Here is a 16,520-nt window from a genome sequence, read left to right as displayed (position 1 = left end):
GGGCTCACGCCGCGGCGGCCGCGATCCGCGCGACCGCCGCGACGCAGTCGTCCAGCTCCGCCTCGGTGTTGAAGTAGTGCGGGGAGAACCGGACCAGCGGGTGCACGCCCCGGTTCTCCGTGTCGAACTGGTTGTGCTCGGCCACCGTGGTGCTCACGTTGATGCCGCGCACGGCCAGCGCGCCGGCCACCTCGGCGGCGGGGCGACCGGCCACGGCGGCCGTGACGATGGCGCAGCGGTCGGCGCCGAGGTCGTGCGTGCGCACGCCGTCGACGCCGTCCAGGCCGGTGCGCAGCCGCTCGCCCAGCGCCCGGACCCGCCGGGCGATGGGCTCGAGCCCGAGGTCGAGGGCCTGGCGCACCGCGCTGCCCAGTCCGACCACGTTGACGTAGCTGTTCTCCCAGGTCTCGAACCGGCGGGCGCCGTCGGCCCAGCGGAACGACCGCCGCCCGTCCCAGGTGGCGGAGCGGATCTCGACGACGTGCGGGTCGAGCCGCTCCAGCGCGGCGGGCCGCACCCACAGGAACCCGGTGCCGCGCGGGCCGCGCAGGAACTTGCGCCCGGTCCCGGTCAGCATGTCGCAGCCCAGTGCGGCGACGTCGACCGGCAGCTGGCCGACGACCTGGGTCGCGTCGAGCAGGTAGAGGACGTCCGCGGCGCGCGCGATCCGGCCCACCTCGGCGGCCGGGTTGACCAGCCCGCCCGCGGTGGGCACCCAGGTCAGCCCGATCAGCCGGGTGCGGTCGTCGACGAGGTCGGCCAGCGCGTCCAGGTCGATCCGACCGGCGTCGTCGTCGGGCACGACCACGACCTCGGCGCCGGTGCGCCGCGCGACCTGCAGGTAGGCCAGCACGTTGCTGCCGTACTCGGCGCGGCCGGTCAGGATGCGGTCGCCGGGGCGCAGGGGCACCGAGTAGAACGCCGCGTTCCAGGCGTGCGTGGAGTTGTCGAAGAGCGCGATGTCGCCCGCCCGGCCGCCGACGAGTTCGGCGAGCGCCAGGTAGGTGGCCGCGATGTGCTCCTCGGCGCGCGCGGCGGCCTCGTACCCGCCGATCGTGGCCTCCAGTTGCAGCTGGTCGGTCATCGCGGCCAGCGTGGCGGTGCTCATCAGCGCCGCGCCGGCGTTGTTGAGGTGCGTGCGGTGGGCGCAGCCGGGGGTCTGCGCGCGGAGGGCTTCCACGTCCAGTTCGTCGTCCACGACCAGGGCTTCCCGAACGGGTGACCGGGCACACACCCCGCGCGCGTCAGCCCGGGGGGCGACCGGCGCGCAGCGCGATCGTCAGCTCCAGGCGCTGGCCGGGGTCGTCCAGGGCGTCGCCGAGCGCCTCGCGCAGACCCGCCAGCCGGTAGCGGACCGTCTGCGGGTGCACGTGCAGCGTCGCCGCGGCCGCCGTGACGTCGCCGTGCGCGTCCAACCAGGCCCGCAGCGTCTCCTCGGCGCGGGCGGCGGCGCCCTCGGGCATGGCCCGCAGCGGGGCCAGCGCCCGCCCGCACAGGTCGGCGGCCAGCTCCGGCTCGGCCGCCAGCAGCAGCGTGAGCAGGTGGTCCTCGGCGCGCACCAGGTTCTCGGTCGACCCCGGCCGCAGCAGCCCGGCCTGGTGCAGCGGCCACGCGGCCCGGGCCCTGGCGATCGAGCGGTGCGCCTGCGTCGGGTCGACGACGGGCCCGAGCACCGCGGTGCGCCCGGCCAGCCCGTCGCGCACGCGGTCGAGCCATCCGGTGCGGTCGGGCACCGCGACCAGCGCCACGCCGACCGGGTCGAGGTCGGCGGCGATCGTCGAGGGCAACCGCGTCGCGACGGCGACGGCGTCCTCGACGACCAGGGCCGCCAGCCGAGGGGGCAGCGGCCAGTTGGCCTCCGAGGCCGCCCGCTCCACCTCGGTGGCCGACGCGGGCGGGAACCGGGTCAGCACCTCGACCAGCGCGTGCCGGCGCGCCTGCAGCGAGCCGGCCCGGTTGGCCTCCTCGTCGGCCCAGCCGGCGACCGACGCCGCCGACAGCTTCTCGATGTAGCCGAAGACCGCCTCGGCCAGGTTGAAGATCACCTCGGGGCCGAGCGTGCGCGCCGTGGTCGTGCCCGCCATCCGCCGCCACAGCGTCCGCGCCCCCACCTGGTAGGCCGACTGCAGCGCGGCCAGGGTGCGGCCCTCGCGGTGCTCCAGCAGCCCCAGCGCCCGGTACACCCGGTCGTCGCCGAGGGATTCGTCGCGCCCCAGCAGGTCGAGGAACTGGCCCAGCGCCGCCGACACGCCCTCGGTGATCCGCATCCCGAACCGGCCGGTCAGCGGGCGGGCGTAGTCGGGGACCTCGGCGCGGACCGCGGCGATGATGTCGTCGGTCGTGCCGTCCAGCTCGGGGCGCAGCGCCGCGCCCACCCAGTCGGGCACCCGGGCCCACGGCCGGTCCACCGATCAGCCACCCAGCACGGTCGTCACGATCCCCGTCAGGTGGGTGAGCCTTGCCAGCTCCGATGGCCGGAACGCCGGCCCGCCGGGACGGCCCACCACCAGCGCCCTGGCCCCGGGGCCGAACGGCGCCGCGGCCAGCTCGGTGTCCAGGGCGCTCCACGGCTCGGGCACCCAGTGCACGGCGGGGTCGATCACCACCGCCCGCTCCAGCGGCAGCCACGGCAGGTCGCCCGCCCTGGTCTCCGGGGCGGCGGTGCTCTCGGAGAGGCGGTAGGACCGCGAGCCCTCGCGCACCGCGACCAGCGCCCAGCCGGCCCGGAAGATCCGCGGCACCTGCTCGGCCAGCAGTTGCATGCCGTGCTCGGGGTCGCTGGTGATCTCCTCGATGAGCTCCAGCTCGTGGCTGGTGTCGAGCCGGCCGGAGTGCGGGCGCACCGACTCCACCTCGACCCCGGGCACCGACTCGGCCGCGGTGATGAGCACGTCGGGCGGACGGCCGTGGGGAAGCTCGACGGCGAGGTCGTCCACGGCGAGCCCGTGCGCGCGTTCGACGACGTCGACGCCGAGGATGTCGGCGCCGGCGTTGCCGAGCGCGGTGGCCACCGCCCCGAGACTGCCCGGCTTGTCCGGTAGCACGACCCGGAGCAGGAACGACACGCGCCAAGCCCTCCTCGACCGATCCCAGCACACCCGCGGCCGCGTCCACCCGATCGACGGCCGACGGCGCCGGCCGGGCCGACGCGGCACCCCGACCCGCGATTGTGTCAGTCCGGGGGCCCTGTGGCCCAACACCGCCGCGACCGGGCGCGTCCCCCTGTGGATACCCGCGCGACCCTCCCGCGGCGGTTCCCTAGACTTGACAGGAGCCGGCGACCGTGCCGCCGTCCGCCGCGGGACCCGCCCGGCCGGCTCCCTACCTTCTCGCCTGGAGGACTTCTTGAGTTCCACCGACGGGTCCGCCGACACGTCGGGCCTGACCAGGGACGAGGTCGCGCACCTCGCCCGGTTGGCCCGGCTCGCCGTCACCGACGACGAGCTCGACGTGTTCGCGGGCCAGCTCGAGGTCATCCTCGGTGCCGTGGCCGGCGTCGGGGAGGTCGCCGCCGACGACATCCCGCCGATGTCGCACGCCGTGCCGCTGGAGAACGTGTTCCGCGCCGACGAGCGCCGCCCCGGGCTGAGCCAGCAGCAGGCCCTGGCCGGCGCCCCCGCGGCCGAGGACGGCCGCTTCCGGGTCCCGCAGATCCTGGGCGAGGAGGCGTGATGACCGGGTCGTCCGAGCTCACCAGGCTCACCGCCGCCGAGCTGGCCGAGAAGATCCGCACCCGCGAGGTCTCCGCCGTCGAGGTCGCCCGCGCCCACCTCGACCGGATCGCCGCGGTCGACGGGACGGTGCACGCGTTCCTGCACGTCGCCGGAGAAGCTGCAGTCGCGTCGGCGTCGCTGGTCGACGCCTCGCTCGACGCGGGCACCGCGCCGGCGTCCCCGCTGGCCGGGGTGCCGCTCGCGCTCAAGGACGTGTTCACCACCACGGACATGCCCACCACCGCCGGGTCGAAGATCCTCGAGGGGTGGCGCCCGCCCTACGACGCCACGGTGACCTCGCGGCTGCGCGCCGCCGGCATCACCATCCTGGGCAAGACCAACATGGACGAGTTCGCGATGGGCTCGTCCACCGAGCACTCGGCCTACGGCCCCACCCGCAACCCGTGGGACACCGACCGCGTGCCCGGCGGGTCCGGCGGCGGGTCGGCCGCCGCGCTGGCCGCGTTCGAGGCGCCGCTGGCCATCGGCACCGACACCGGCGGCTCCATCCGCCAGCCGGCCGCCTTCACCGGCACGGTGGGCGTCAAGCCCACCTACGGCGGCGTCTCCCGCTACGGGCTGATCGCCTGCGCGTCCTCGCTCGACCAGGCCGGGCCGTGCGCCCGCACCGTGCTCGACGCGGCCCTGCTGCACGAGGTGATCGGCGGACACGACCCGCTGGACTCCACCTCCATCGACGCCCCGGTGCCCTCGGTCGTCGAGGCCGCCCGCCGCGGCGCCGACGGCGACCTGTCCGGCCTGCGGGTCGGCGTGGTCAAGGAGATGGGCGGCGAGGGCTACCAGCCCGGCGTGCAGGCGGGCTACGAGGCCGCGCTGCGCCAGCTGGAGAAGCTCGGCGCCGAGCTCGTCGAGGTCAGCTGCCCGCACTTCCGGTACGGGATGGCCGCCTACTACCTGATCCTGCCCAGCGAGGTCTCCTCCAACCTGGCCCGCTTCGACGCCATGCGCTACGGCCTGCGCGTCGACAAGGGCGCCGGGGCCGAGGAGGTCATGGCGGCCACCCGCGAGGCCGGGTTCGGCCCGGAGGTCAAGCGCCGCATCATCCTGGGCACGTACGCGCTGTCGGCCGGCTACTACGACGCCTACTACGGCCAGGCGCAGAAGGTCCGCACGCTCATCGCGCGCGACTTCGCCGCCGCCTACGCCAAGGCCGACGTGCTCGTCTCGCCCACCACGCCGACGGCGGCCTTCCCCATCGGGGAGAAGGTCGACGACCCGCTGGCGATGTACCTCAACGACCTGGCCACCATCCCGACCAACCTCGCCGGCACCGCCGGCATCTCGGTGCCCGCCGGCCTGGCCGACGGCCTGCCCGTCGGCCTGCAGATCATGGCGCCCGCCCTCGGCGAGGCCGTGATGTACCGGGTGGCCGCGGCCTACGAGGCCGCGCGCGACGCCGAGGACGGCGGCCCGCTGATCCACCGCGTCCCGGAGGTGACCGCATGACCGCCCCCACCCTGGTGGACTTCGACGAGGTCGTCGAGCGCTTCGACCCGACGCTCGGGCTGGAGGTGCACGTCGAGCTCAACACCAACACCAAGATGTTCTGCGGCTGCCCGACCGAGTTCGGCGCCGAGCCCAACACCCAGGTCTGCCCGGTGTGCCTGGGCCTGCCCGGGGCGCTGCCGGTGGTCAACCGCGCCGCGGTCGAGTCCGCCATGCGCATCGGCCTGGCGTTGAACTGCACGATCGCCCCGTGGGGCCGGTTCGCCCGGAAGAACTACTTCTACCCGGACATGCCGAAGAACTTCCAGACCTCGCAGTACGACGAGCCGATCGCGGTCGACGGCTGGCTCGACGTCGAACTGGAGGACGGCAGCACCGTGCGGGTGGAGATCGAGCGCGCCCACATGGAGGAGGACACCGGCAAGTCCCTGCACGTCGGCGGGGCCACCGGGCGCATCCACGGCGCCGAGTACTCCCTGCTGGACTACAACCGGGCGGGCGTCCCGCTGATCGAGATCGTCACCAAGACGATCCCGGGCACCGGCGCCCGCGCGCCCGAGGTCGCCCGCGCCTACGTCACCGCCCTGCGCGACCTGCTGCGCGCCCTCGACGTCTCCGACGTGCGCATGGAGCAGGGCTCGCTGCGCTGCGACGTCAACCTGTCGCTGGCCCCGAAGGGCTCCGGCGCGCTCGGCACCCGCACCGAGACCAAGAACGTCAACTCACTGCGCTCGGTCGAGCGGGCCGTGCGCCACGAGATGTCCCGGCAGGCCGGCGTGCTGCTGGCCGGCGGCGAGATCGTCCAGGAGACGCGGCACTTCGAGGAGCAGGGCGGCACCACCCGCGCCGGTCGCCGCAAGGAGACCTCCGAGGACTACCGCTACTTCCCCGAGCCCGACCTGGTCCCGATCGCCCCGTCCGCGGAGTGGGTCGAGGAGCTGCGCGCCACGCTGCCCGAGCTGCCGTGGGCCCGCCGCAGGCGGATCGCGGGGGAGTGGGGGCTGTCCCCGGAGGAGCTGCGCGACCTGGTCAACGCGGGCGCCCTCGACCTCGTCGAGGCCACCGTCGCCGCCGGCGCCACGGCCGGCGAGGCCCGCTCCTGGTGGGTCGCCTACCTGGCCCAGCAGGCCAACTCCCGCGGCGTCGAGCTGCGCGACCTGCCCATCACCCCGGAGCAGGTGGCCCGGGTGATCGCGCTGGTCGCCTCCGGCGCGCTGAACAACAAGCTCGCCCGCCAGGTCGTCGACGGCGTCCTGGCCGGTGAGGGCTCGCCCGACGACGTCGTCGCCGCCCGCGGCCTGGCCGTCGTCTCCGACGACGGCGCCCTCGTCGCCGCCGTCGACGAGGCTCTCGCGGCCCAGCCCGACGTCGTCGAGAAGATCCGCGGCGGCAAGGTCCAGGCCGCCGGGGCGATCGTCGGCGCGGTGATGAAGGCGACCGGCGGCAAGGCCGACGCCAAGCGCGTGCGCGAACTGATCCTGGAGCGGGTGCAGTCCGCCTGACCCCACCCGGACCCCGTCGAGAACGACGTTATCGTGATCAACAAGCCCTGTTGATCACGACAACGTCGTTCTCGACGGCTGCGGCGGGGCCGACCTAGGCGCGGCTCTCGCCCCCGCCGGCGGGCGGCTGGATCCGGATGACGCGGTCGTCGGACGGGATCACGTTGCCGCCGGCCTTGTTGACCGTCCCCAGCCAGAGCAGCCCGTCGGGGGCGAGGGCCGCGGCGCCGAGGCGGCCGTAGGTGCCCTTCAGGATCGTCTCGGGAGCCCCGGTGAAGGCGCCGTTGTCCGAGGGGCGCAGCACGAACAGCGCCGCGGCCTGGTCCTGGGCGATGGTCACGATGCCCGGTTGGGCCATGCAGCCGCCGACGCCCGGGCGCTCGGGCCAGGTCCAGGCCGGTGCCGGGAGCTGGCCGGGCACCAGCAGGTGCAGCGCGTCCTGCACGGGGGTGCGGTCGGTGACCCAGGTCATGGTGGTGACCGGGTCGGTGCAGATGCCCGCCGGGGCGCTCAGCCCGGAGCTGAGCACGCGCGAGGCGGGATCGGGGTTGCCGCGGGCCGGGTTGCCGAGGGTGTCGATCCGCAGCACCTTCCCGGCCAGCGAGGCGGGATCGGCCGGCTGGCCGGCGTCGCCGGTGGCCACCAGCAGCGAGCCGTCGACGTCGACGCCGAGCGCCCCGCTGTTGTGGGTGGCGCCGCGCGGGATGCCGGTGAGGACCGGCTTGGGCGGCTCGCCCTTGGCGATCCGCACGACCCGGTTGTCGGTGGGAGTGCTCACGTAGGCGTAGAGGAGCTGGTCCTCGACGTAGGACGGCGACAGGACCAGGCCGGTGAGCCCGCCGCCGCCGCTCGCGTCGGTCGGGACGGTCGCCACCAGGACGGGGTCGACGCCGCGGCGGACCTGCAGCACCCGCCCGGTGGCGCGTTCCCCGACCAGCGCGGTGAGCCCGTCGGGGAGCACGGCGATCGCGCCCACCGGGTTGAGGCAGGTGGCGACGACCTGCGGGTCGGGGTCGACGCAGCCCGACGGCGGCTGCGGGGCCCCGCTCGGACCGGGCCCGCTCTGCGGCGGCTGCTGGGGGCTGGGCGGGCTCGGGGTCGGCACCAGCGGCGGGCCGCCGAGCTCGCCGGTGCCCTCGACCTTGTCGCGCCACTCGCGCGGCCCTGAGTCGGGGAACTCGGCGCACCCGGCGAGCAGCACGCCGAGCGCGGCAGCCGCCAGCGCGCGCCGCATCCGTCCTGCCACGGGCGCCAGGTTAGGCGCGGGCGGGTGAGCGGCCGGTGAGTACGGTCGGCCCGTGCTCGACATCGCGGTCCTGGTCCCGAACGAGGAGGGGGTGGCCCCGCTGGCCGCGGTGCTCGGCCTCGTCCCCCTGGTGTACGACCCGGCCACGGTGGTGCGGACCGGCCGGTTCCCCGATGGCGCGGACACCGCGCAGGTCTTCGTCCCGCCGTTCCAGACCGCCGACGAGCTGGTGGCGCTGGCCGCGCGGCTGCCGGGGCTGCGGCTGGTGCAGCTGCTCAGCGCCGGCGCGGACCGCTGGATCGGCCGGCTGCCCGACGGCGTCGGGATCTCCGACTGCAAGGGCGCGCACAGCGGGGCGACCGCCGAGTGGGTCGTGACCGCGCTGCTGTCGGTCTACCGGCACTTCCCGCGCTTCGCGGCCGCCCAGCGCGAGGGCCGGTGGGACGACAGCCGGACCGAGGAGCTGGCCGGCAAGCGGGTGCTGATCGTCGGGGCGGGTGACGTCGCGGAGCACACCGTGCGCAGGCTCACGCCCTTCGAGGTGCGGACGGCGCTGGTCGCCCGGCGCCCCCGCGACGGCGTGCACGGCATCGACGACGTGCACGGCCTGCTCCCGGACTTCGACGCCTGCGTGCTGCTCGTCCCGCTGACCCAGGCCACCCGCGGCCTCGTCGACGCCCGGTTCCTGGCCGCCATGCCCGACGGCGCCGTGCTCGTCAACGCCGCCCGCGGGCCCGTGGTCGACACCGACGCCCTCCTCGCCGAACTGGTCGGCGGACGGCTGCGGGCCGCGCTCGACGTCACCGATCCGGAGCCGCTGCCGGCCGGGCACCCGCTGTGGGCGGCGCCCGGTCTGCTGCTGACCCCGCACGTCGGTGGCGCCGTGCCGCTCGCGCTGAGTAGGGCGTACCGGATAGCCGCCGGGCAGCTGGCCCACGTCGCCCGCGGGGGTGAGCCCCCCAACCTGGTGCAGAACGGTTACTGATCCGGCTCGATCCGACGCGGCGGGCGTCGGCGGCGCTATCGTCGGCGGGCATGGGGGCAGCCAGCGCGAGCAGGACCAGCGCGGATCCGGGGGCGTCATGAGCGATCAGACCCGACCGTTCGACATCGGCACGCTGGGGGGAAGCGAACCGCCGCTGCCGTCCCCGCGCGACCGCGCCGAGGGCCGCCGTCCGGTGGCCTGGAACGGCGCCGCCGACATCGGGCTCCTGCTGCTGCGGTTCCTGATCGGCGGGCTGTTCTTCGCCCACGGGGCGCAGAAGGTGCTCGGCATGTGGGGCGGCCTCGGCCTGGCCGGCACCGCCGAGAACCTCCGCGGCCACGGGTTCGTCGCGCAGGCCGACGCGCTGGCGTGGGCGCTGGGCATCGCCGAGATGGCGGCCGGGGCGTTCGTGGTGCTCGGGCTGCTCACGCCGCTGGCCGCTGCCGGGCTGCTGTCGATCAAGATCGTGGCGGTGGCGGTCAAGTGGGGCAGCGTCCCGCTCTACGCCGCGGCCGCCCCGGACGCGCTGGAGGTCGACCTGCTACTCGGCGGCGGCGCGGCGGCGCTGGTGTTCACCGGGGCCGGGCGGATCGCGCTCGACCGCGGCCGCACGTGGCAGCGCAGACCGCTGCCGTACGCGTGGCTGTCGCTGGTCGTCGCGCTCGGGGTGGCGGCGGTGGTGTACTTCCTGCTGCGGGGGTGACCGCGCCGGTTGCGCCGGCCGACGAGGAGTGGCTGCCCGCCGTCGAACGGTGGGCGGGCGGGCCCGCGGTCGTCCGCGGTCGCCGCGAGCTGACCGGCGGGTACGTCTCCGACGGCGTGCGGCGCGTCGACCTCGACGCGGGCGGGCGGTCGCTGGCCGTCGTGGTCAAGCGGACCGGGCCCGGCGAGGTCGCCGCCATGCGCGCGCTGACCGAGGTGCCCGGTCTGGCGCGGCCGCTGCTGCTGGCCGCGGGCTCGGGCTGGATCGTGACGCCCTTCCACGCCGGGCGCCCGCCCGCCGCCGGCGAACCGGTGGCCGACGACGTCTTCGCCGACCTCGCCCGCGTGCACGCGCACTGGCTGGGCCGGCGGCCGCCCGGTGTGCCCGTCGTCGACGCGCCGTGGTGGGCGGGCCTCTGCGACCGCGTCCTGGTGGCGGTGTCCGGGGGACTGGCGCGCACGGGCGACGCCCGGTTCGCCGCCACCGCCGACCTCCTGCGGGCCTGGCGGGGCGACCCCCGCGTGACCCGGGCGCTGGCGCTGCTGCCGGCGACCCTCGTGCACGGCGACCCCCACCGCGGCAACCTGCTGGCCGGCCCCGACGGCACCGCGATCATCGACTGGGGCGGCGCCCGGGTCGCCCCGGCCGGGCTCGACCTGGCGGTGCTCGCGGCCCAGGGCGCGCCGCTGCCCGCCGCGTACCGGGCGATCCGCGGCGCGGAGCCGGACGCGCTGGAGACCGCGTGGGCGACCGTGCAGGTGCACGTCCAGTACATGGGCTTCGCCGCCGACCACCTGGGGCCCGCCCGGGTCGCCGAGATGGCCGCCACCGCCGCGACCGCCCTCGACCTGCTGGGGCCGTGAGCCCACCGCACGGTCCCGGTGGGTCGTCCAGCGGGGGCAGGCGACCCACGCCCCGCGCGCGGTCCACGGCGCCGGGGTCGCCCGGCGGTGCGGCACGGCCCGCAGCCGGCGGGCGTCGCAGGGCCCGTGCACAGCACCTCGTGCAGCTCGCCCACGTCCGGGCAGCACTCCAGGGCGCCGCAGCCCACGGCGCGATCGACCCGCCCGACCCGCTCCCGGACCAGCCGAGCCCGACGTGCAGGGCGTAGGGCAGGCCCAGGGAGTGCGGGTGGTCGCGCTGCATCCGGATCGCCACCAGGACGCCCCGCCCGGACAGCCGGTCCGGGTAGGGCAGCGGGGTGAGCAGTGCCGAGCACGGGGACGGGCGCGTCCACGCCTCAGCGGCTCAGGCCGCATCGCCCTGTCGACGTGCCGTCATGGATCCAGGGTGCCGGCTACGGCACCCGGCGGACAGCTCCCTTGTCGGCGCTGGTGGCCAGGGCCGCGTAGGCGCGCAGGGCCTTGGAGACCGGGCGCTCGCGGTCGACCGGCTGCCACGGCCGCTCGCGCGCGTCCATCTTCTGCCGGCGCTCGGCGAGGACGTCGTCGGGCACGTCGACCGACAGCAGGCGCTGGTGCACGTCGATGACGACGCGGTCGCCGTCCTCGATGAGCCCGATGACCCCGCCGGCCGCGGCCTCCGGGGAGATGTGGCCCACCGAGATGCCGCTCGACCCGCCGGAGAACCGGCCGTCGGTGATGAGCGCGCAGACCTTGCCCAGGCCCGCCCCCTTGAGGAACGCCGTGGGGTGCAGCATCTCCTGCATCCCCGGCCCGCCGGACGGGCCCTCGTAGCGCACGACCAGCACGTCGCCGGGCTTGATCCGCTTGGTCAGGATGGCCGAGACGGCCTCCTCCTGGCTCTCCACCACGAGCGCCGGACCCTCGAAGCGCCACAGCTCCTCGGGGATGCCGGCGTTCTTGATCACGGCGCCGTCGGGGGCGATGTTGCCGCGCAGCACGGCCAGCCCGCCGTCCTTGGTGTAGGCGTGCTCGACGTCGCGGATGCAGCCGCCGGCACTGTCGACATCGAGCGACGACCAGCGGTTCTCGGTCGAGAACGCCTGCGTCGTGCGCACCCCGCCGGGCGCGGCGTGGAACAGCTCGACGGCCGTCTCCGACGGGGACTCGGCGCGGATGTCCCACTGCCCGAGCCAGGCCTCCATCGACGGCGAGTGCACCGTGCGGACGTCGGTGTGCAGCAGCCCGGCGCGCCACAGCTCGCCCAGGATGGCCGGGATGCCGCCGGCGCGGTGCACGTCCTCCATGTGGTAGTCGGAGTTCGGCGAGACCTTGGCCAGGCACGGCACGCGTCGCGAGACGGCGTCGATGGCGGCCAGGTCGAAGTCGACCTCGCCCTCCTGGGCGGCGGCCAGGACGTGCAGCACGGTGTTCGTCGAGCCGCCCATGGCGACGTCGAGGGCCATCGCGTTCTCGAACGCGGCGCGGGTGGCGATCGAGCGCGGCAGCGCCGTCTCGTCGTCGTGTTCGTACCAGCGCCGGGCCAGGTCCATCACGGTGCGCCCGGCCTGGGCGAACAGCTCGCGGCGGGCGGCGTGCGTGGCCAGCGTGGAGCCGTTGCCGGGCAGCGCCAGGCCGAGGGCCTCGGTGAGGCAGTTCATCGAGTTGGCGGTGAACATGCCCGAGCAGGAGCCGCACGTCGGGCACGCCGAGCGCTCGACGGCGCTGAGCCCGGCCTCGTCCACGTCCGGCGACGCCGACGCCGAGATCGCGGTGATCAGGTCGGTGGGCGCCTGGGCGACCCCGCCGACGACGACCGCCTTGCCCGCCTCCATCGGCCCGCCGGAGACGAACACCGTGGGGATGTTGAGCCGCATCGCGGCGTTCAGCATTCCCGGGGTGATCTTGTCGCAGTTGGAGATGCAGACCAGGGCGTCCGCGGCGTGCCCGTTGACCATGTACTCGACGGCGTCCGCGATGACCTCGCGCGAGGGCAGCGAGTAGAGCATCCCGCCGTGGCCCATGGCGATGCCGTCGTCCACGGCGATCGTGTGGAACTCCCGGGCCACGCCGCCCGCCTCGCGGATCGCCTCGGCCACGATGTCGCCGAGGTCCTTGAGGTGCACGTGACCGGGCACGAACTGGGTGTAGGAGTTGGCGATGGCGACGATCGGCTTGCCGAAGTCGTCGTCGCCCATGCCGGTGGCGCGCCAGAGCGAACGGGCTCCGGCGGCGTTGCGGCCGTGGGTGGTCACGCGGGAACGGAGGGCCGGCATCGGGCTCACTCTCCAGCCGGGTCGGGCAGCCGGCCACCGCTGACGGCGGCCAGCTGGGGAAGATCGCGGACGGTCACGGCAGGCAGCGGTAGCTCGGCGCCGTCGGTCAGCACCGCGCTCACCCGGGAGCTGGTGTGCCGGCTCCCGCGGACGAGCCGCAGCGAACTGATCTCCGCCCACGGTACGCGCCGCCCGCCGAGCAGTCGGCGCACGGTCAGCGCCTCCGCGTCGACCACCGTGCGCACCCGCAGCGTCCAGTAGATCAAGCCGAGCGGCAGCAGGTAGAGGAGGAAGAGCAGGGGCGCGCCGAGCGCGACCGGGGTGGCGCAGAAGGCGATCGCCAGCGCGACCAGGACCTGCAGCGACGACGGGCGGAACACCGCGCGCGGCGCGGGCTCGTCGGGAGTGGAGCTCACCGGTCCATCGTCGCACCACCGGGCGGTGCCGGGCGCGGCTGCTCCGTCCGATCGGGGCCCGACGATGTGCTGATCGCCACGGCCGGGCCCGCAGATCGCCGCGTGGCTACTGCTCGTTAGCCGCAGCGGTTACGTTTTCGGTCATGAGCGCACCCACCGGCGGCAAGGTCGCCGTCCTCGCCCGCATCCCCGCCCAGCCCGGCAAGCGCGACGAGCTCGTGGCCGCACTGCAGGCCGCGATCGACAACGCGAACACCGAGGCGGGCACCCTGCTCTACATCCTGCACACCGATCCGAAGGACGCCGACGCAGTCCTGTTCTACGAGCTCTACAGCGACCAGGCCGCGTTCGAGGCGCACGGCAGCAGCGACCGGTTCAAGGAGATCGGGAAGACGCTGCGCGACCTCGCCGGCGGGCGCCCGGAGTTGACGTTCCTCACCCCCGTGATCGGCAAGGGCCTCTGACCGTCGCTCCCCGGTCGCGGTTCAGGAAAGCCACGATGCTGCCCGCAGAGGGCAGCATCGTGGCTTTCCTGAACTCCGGGGCGTGCGGGGGATCACCCGATCGGGTGTTCAGATCCTGGGACGCGCGTCCCACAGGTTTGACGCTGCGCCGGACGCCCTCTACCGTCAGCGCCATGTCCGCCGTCCTCGTCCTCGTACTTCCCAGGCGCGTCCACGCCTGAGCCCGTCTCGGACGTCGACGCGCCACCCTCGTTCCGCCCGTCGGGCGGTCGGGGGTTTTTTCATGTTCGGACCTGTCTTCAATCGGACGCAGTCGCAGGTGAGTTGAGGAGCCCATGACCACCGCCACGCCCCGTCCCGGCCCGGTCCCCGGACCGCCGGGACCGAAACCGGCACCGCCGCCGGGACGGCCTGGCCACCAGACCGGTGGCAGCCGCACCGAGGGCAGCGCCAACCAGGGCAGCGCCAACCCGGGAAGTGCCAACCACGGCACTGCCGGCCAGGCGCAGCCCGGGCGGCGCTTCGACGCCGTGCCCATGACCGGCGCCCAGTCGCTCGTGCGCTCGCTCGAGGAGGTGGGCTGCGAGGTGGTGTTCGGCATCCCCGGCGGCACCATCCTCCCCGCGTACGACCCGCTCCTCGACTCGACTCGCGTGCGCCACGTGCTCGTCCGCCACGAGCAGGGCGCCGGCCACGCGGCCACCGGCTACGCGCAGGCCACCGGCAAGGTCGGCGTGTGCATGGCGACCTCCGGCCCGGGCGCGACCAACCTGGTCACCCCGATCGCCGACGCCTACATGGATTCGGTCCCCGTCGTGGCGATCACCGGGCAGCAGTCCCGGCCGCTGATCGGGACCGACGCGTTCCAGGAGGCCGACATCACCGGCATCACCATGCCGGTGACGAAGCACAACACGCTGGTCACCGACGCCACGGAGATCCCGAGGGCGATCGTGGAGGCGTTCCACCTGGCCAGCACGGGCCGACCCGGCCCCGTCCTGGTGGACATCCCCAAGGACGTCCTGCAGGAGCAGACGACGTTCAGCTGGCCCCCGGAGATGAAGCTGCCCGGCTACCGGCCGACGACCCGGCCGCACGGCAAGCAGATCCGCGAGGCCGCCCGGCTCATCTCCGCCGCGCGCCAGCCGGTGCTCTACGTCGGCGGCGGCGTGCTCAAGGCGGAGGCGTCCGACCAGCTGCGCGAGCTGGCCGAGCTGACCGGCATCCCGGTCGTCACCACGCTGATGGCGCGCGGCGCGTTCCCGGACAGCCATCCCCAGCACCTGGGCATGCCCGGGATGCACGGCACGGTCTCCGCGGTGGCCGCGATGCAGAAGGCCGACCTGCTGGTCGCGCTGGGCGCGCGGTTCGACGACCGGGTCACCGGGGTGCTGTCCAGCTTCGCCCCCCAGGCGAAGATCGTGCACGCCGACATCGACCCGGCCGAGATCTCCAAGAACCGCCGCGCAGACGTGCCGATCGTCGGCGACTGCAAGGAGGTCATCGTCGAACTGCTCGACGCGGTGCGCACCGAGCGGGCCGAGCGCGGGCACACCGACCTGGCCGCGTGGTGGAAGCAGCTCGACGAGCTGCGCGAGACGTTCCCGCTGGGCTACGACTGGCCGCCGGACGGCTCGCTGTCGCCGCAGTACGTGATCGAGCGGATCGGGCAGATCGCCGGGCCGGACGCCCTCTACACGGCGGGCGTCGGCCAGCACCAGATGTGGGCGGCCCAGTTCATCGGCTACGAGAAGCCGCGCACCTGGCTCAACTCCGGCGGGCTCGGCACCATGGGCTACGCGGTGCCCGCCGCGATGGGGGCCAAGATGGGCCGACCGGACGCCGTCGTGTGGGCGATCGACGGCGACGGCTGCTTCCAGATGACCAACCAGGAGCTGGCCACCTGCGCCATCGAGGGCATCCCGATCAAGGTCGCCATCATCAACAACGGCAACCTGGGCATGGTCCGGCAGTGGCAGAACCTCTTCTACAAGGAGCGGTACTCCAACACCGACCTCGGCACGCACAAGCACCGCATCCCGGACTTCAAGCTCCTCGCCGAGGCGATGGGCTGCGTCGGGCTGCGCGCCGAGTCGCGCGACGACGTCGACCGGGTCATCAAGCAGGCGATGGAGATCGACGACCAGCCGGTCGTGATCGACTTCGTGGTCGGCCCGGACGCGCAGGTGTGGCCGATGGTGGCCGCCGGCACCGGCAACGACGAGATCATGGCGGCGCGCAACATCCGCCCGCTGTTCGACGGCGACGAGTTGGTCGCCGGCGTGGACGAGGTCTCTGCGGCGACGGCCGAGGTCCACGAGGAGTCGGCGCGCGAGGAGTCGGAACGGTGATCGAGCGGCACACACTCTCGGTCCTCGTCGAGGACAAGCCCGGCGTCCTGGCCCGGGTGTCCGGGTTGTTCTCCCGGCGCGGCTTCAACATCGAGTCGCTGGCCGTGGGCCCCACCGAGCACACCGACATCTCCCGGATGACGATCGTCGTCACGGTCGACGACCTGCCCCTGGAGCAGGTCACCAAGCAGCTCAACAAGCTGGTCCACGTGATCAAGATCGTCGAGCTGGACGCGAACGCGTCCGTGCAGCGCCAGCTCCTGCTGGTCAAGGTGCGCGCCGACGCCACGGTGCGCAGCCAGGTGCTGGAGGTCGTCGAGCTGTTCCGGGCCCGCACCGTCGACGTCACCCCGGAGGCCGTCACCATCGAGGCCACCGGCACCGTCGACAAGATCGCCGCGCTGCTGCGCAACCTCGAGCCGTTCGGGATCCGGGAGATGGTGCAGTCCGGCACCATCGCCGTCGGTCGGGGACCGCGCTCCATCACCGCAACCACCGGCCGTGCGTGAGCACGACCCCGTCTGACCTCGGAAG

Annotated in this window: 15 protein-coding genes; 9 read left to right on the top strand and 6 right to left on the bottom strand. The window is 74.5% G+C overall.

What is annotated here, in order from left to right; translation table 11 throughout:
* Positions 1-4 precede the first annotated feature (4 nt).
* Genes KIK08_RS06565 through KIK08_RS06555 form a run of 3 tightly spaced genes read right to left on the bottom strand, consistent with a single transcriptional unit; the run spans position 5 to position 3,065 of the window.
* Positions 5-1,198 carry an aminotransferase class V-fold PLP-dependent enzyme gene (locus tag KIK08_RS06565; protein WP_308257450.1) on the bottom strand — a complete coding sequence of 398 codons (1,194 nt, stop codon included), beginning with the start codon at positions 1,196-1,198 and terminating at the stop codon, positions 5-7.
* Between the two features lie 46 nt (positions 1,199-1,244).
* On the bottom strand, positions 1,245-2,408 hold the full coding sequence (locus tag KIK08_RS41580) for a PucR family transcriptional regulator (protein ID WP_214402097.1): 1,164 nt from the start codon (positions 2,406-2,408) through the stop codon (positions 1,245-1,247).
* Positions 2,409-2,411: 3 nt separating this feature from the next.
* Positions 2,412-3,065 carry an ACT domain-containing protein gene (locus KIK08_RS06555; RefSeq protein ID WP_214402096.1) on the bottom strand — a complete coding sequence of 218 codons (654 nt, stop codon included), beginning with the start codon at positions 3,063-3,065 and terminating at the stop codon, positions 2,412-2,414.
* Between the two features lie 280 nt (positions 3,066-3,345).
* On the opposite strand from KIK08_RS06555, the gene gatC reads away from it, so the two are divergent.
* From gatC to gatB, 3 genes are read left to right on the top strand one after another with little or no spacing between them, the layout of a single operon-like run.
* Positions 3,346-3,672, top strand: a complete 327-nt coding sequence (gene gatC / locus KIK08_RS06550) for an Asp-tRNA(Asn)/Glu-tRNA(Gln) amidotransferase subunit GatC (RefSeq protein WP_250556445.1) — start codon at positions 3,346-3,348, stop codon at positions 3,670-3,672.
* Positions 3,672-5,180 (top strand): Asp-tRNA(Asn)/Glu-tRNA(Gln) amidotransferase subunit GatA, encoded by a 1,509-nt coding sequence (gene gatA, locus KIK08_RS06545; protein WP_214402095.1) that lies wholly within the window; start codon positions 3,672-3,674, stop codon positions 5,178-5,180. Before gatC ends, gatA begins: the two co-directional genes overlap by 1 nt.
* Complete coding sequence (gene gatB / locus KIK08_RS06540) at positions 5,177-6,682, top strand: Asp-tRNA(Asn)/Glu-tRNA(Gln) amidotransferase subunit GatB (protein ID WP_214402094.1); 1,506 nt, start codon at positions 5,177-5,179, stop codon at positions 6,680-6,682. The genes gatA and gatB overlap by 4 nt, the downstream gene beginning before the upstream one ends.
* Positions 6,683-6,776: 94 nt before the next feature.
* Here gatB and KIK08_RS06535 read toward each other — a convergent pair whose 3' ends face one another.
* Positions 6,777-7,928 (bottom strand): PQQ-dependent sugar dehydrogenase, encoded by a 1,152-nt coding sequence (locus tag KIK08_RS06535; protein ID WP_308257449.1) that lies wholly within the window; start codon positions 7,926-7,928, stop codon positions 6,777-6,779.
* Between the two features lie 52 nt (positions 7,929-7,980).
* Between KIK08_RS06535 and KIK08_RS06530 the strand changes: the two genes are divergently transcribed.
* The 3 genes from KIK08_RS06530 (at position 7,981) to KIK08_RS06520 (ending at position 10,479) form a co-directional block, all read left to right on the top strand.
* Complete coding sequence (locus KIK08_RS06530; RefSeq protein WP_308257448.1) at positions 7,981-8,913, top strand: 2-hydroxyacid dehydrogenase; 933 nt, start codon at positions 7,981-7,983, stop codon at positions 8,911-8,913.
* A gap of 97 nt (positions 8,914-9,010) precedes the next feature.
* On the top strand, positions 9,011-9,616 hold the full coding sequence (locus tag KIK08_RS06525) for a DoxX family protein (RefSeq protein ID WP_214402093.1): 606 nt from the start codon (positions 9,011-9,013) through the stop codon (positions 9,614-9,616).
* Positions 9,613-10,479, top strand: a complete 867-nt coding sequence (locus KIK08_RS06520) for a phosphotransferase (protein ID WP_214402092.1) — start codon at positions 9,613-9,615, stop codon at positions 10,477-10,479. The genes KIK08_RS06525 and KIK08_RS06520 overlap by 4 nt, the downstream gene beginning before the upstream one ends.
* 434 nt (positions 10,480-10,913) lie before the next feature.
* Here the strand turns inward: KIK08_RS06520 and ilvD are convergent, their stop codons facing one another.
* Positions 10,914-12,755 (bottom strand): dihydroxy-acid dehydratase, encoded by a 1,842-nt coding sequence (gene ilvD / locus KIK08_RS06515; protein ID WP_214402091.1) that lies wholly within the window; start codon positions 12,753-12,755, stop codon positions 10,914-10,916.
* Between the two features lie 5 nt (positions 12,756-12,760).
* The gene (locus KIK08_RS41575; RefSeq protein ID WP_214402090.1) at positions 12,761-13,171 is read right to left on the bottom strand and encodes a PH domain-containing protein; all 411 of its coding nucleotides are present in this window, start codon (positions 13,169-13,171) and stop codon (positions 12,761-12,763) included.
* Between the two features lie 143 nt (positions 13,172-13,314).
* Between KIK08_RS41575 and KIK08_RS06505 the strand changes: the two genes are divergently transcribed.
* The 3 genes from KIK08_RS06505 to ilvN all read left to right on the top strand — a co-directional run bounded on the left by KIK08_RS06505 (position 13,315) and on the right by ilvN (position 16,495).
* Entirely contained in the window at positions 13,315-13,635 is a 321-nt protein-coding gene (locus KIK08_RS06505) for a putative quinol monooxygenase (protein ID WP_214402089.1), read from the top strand.
* A gap of 335 nt (positions 13,636-13,970) precedes the next feature.
* Positions 13,971-15,986 (top strand): acetolactate synthase large subunit, encoded by a 2,016-nt coding sequence (locus KIK08_RS06500; protein ID WP_214402088.1) that lies wholly within the window; start codon positions 13,971-13,973, stop codon positions 15,984-15,986.
* A complete protein-coding gene (gene ilvN, locus KIK08_RS06495) occupies positions 15,986-16,495 on the top strand; it encodes an acetolactate synthase small subunit (RefSeq protein WP_214402126.1) in 510 nt (169 codons plus the stop codon). Before KIK08_RS06500 ends, ilvN begins: the two co-directional genes overlap by 1 nt.
* Positions 16,496-16,520 lie beyond the last annotated feature (25 nt).

Source organism: Pseudonocardia lacus (genome assembly GCF_018531445.1).
In the GTDB taxonomy this organism is placed as follows: Bacteria; Actinomycetota; Actinomycetes; order Mycobacteriales; family Pseudonocardiaceae; genus Pseudonocardia; species Pseudonocardia lacus.
This window is presented reverse-complemented; position numbering and strand designations above follow the sequence as displayed.

Bases quoted from the DNA above. Each gene is read 5' to 3' on its own strand.
- KIK08_RS06525 (WP_214402093.1), top strand. From the start codon at position 9,011: ATGAGCGATCAGACCCGACCGTTCGACATCGGCACGCTGGGGGGAAGC.
- gatA (WP_214402095.1), top strand. From the start codon at position 3,672: ATGACCGGGTCGTCCGAGCTCACCAGGCTCACCGCCGCCGAGCTGGCC.
- ilvD (WP_214402091.1), bottom strand. From the start codon at position 12,755: ATGCCGGCCCTCCGTTCCCGCGTGACCACCCACGGCCGCAACGCCGCC.
- KIK08_RS06500 (WP_214402088.1), top strand. From the start codon at position 13,971: ATGACCACCGCCACGCCCCGTCCCGGCCCGGTCCCCGGACCGCCGGGA.
- KIK08_RS06505 (WP_214402089.1), top strand. From the start codon at position 13,315: ATGAGCGCACCCACCGGCGGCAAGGTCGCCGTCCTCGCCCGCATCCCC.
- gatB (WP_214402094.1), top strand. From the start codon at position 5,177: ATGACCGCCCCCACCCTGGTGGACTTCGACGAGGTCGTCGAGCGCTTC.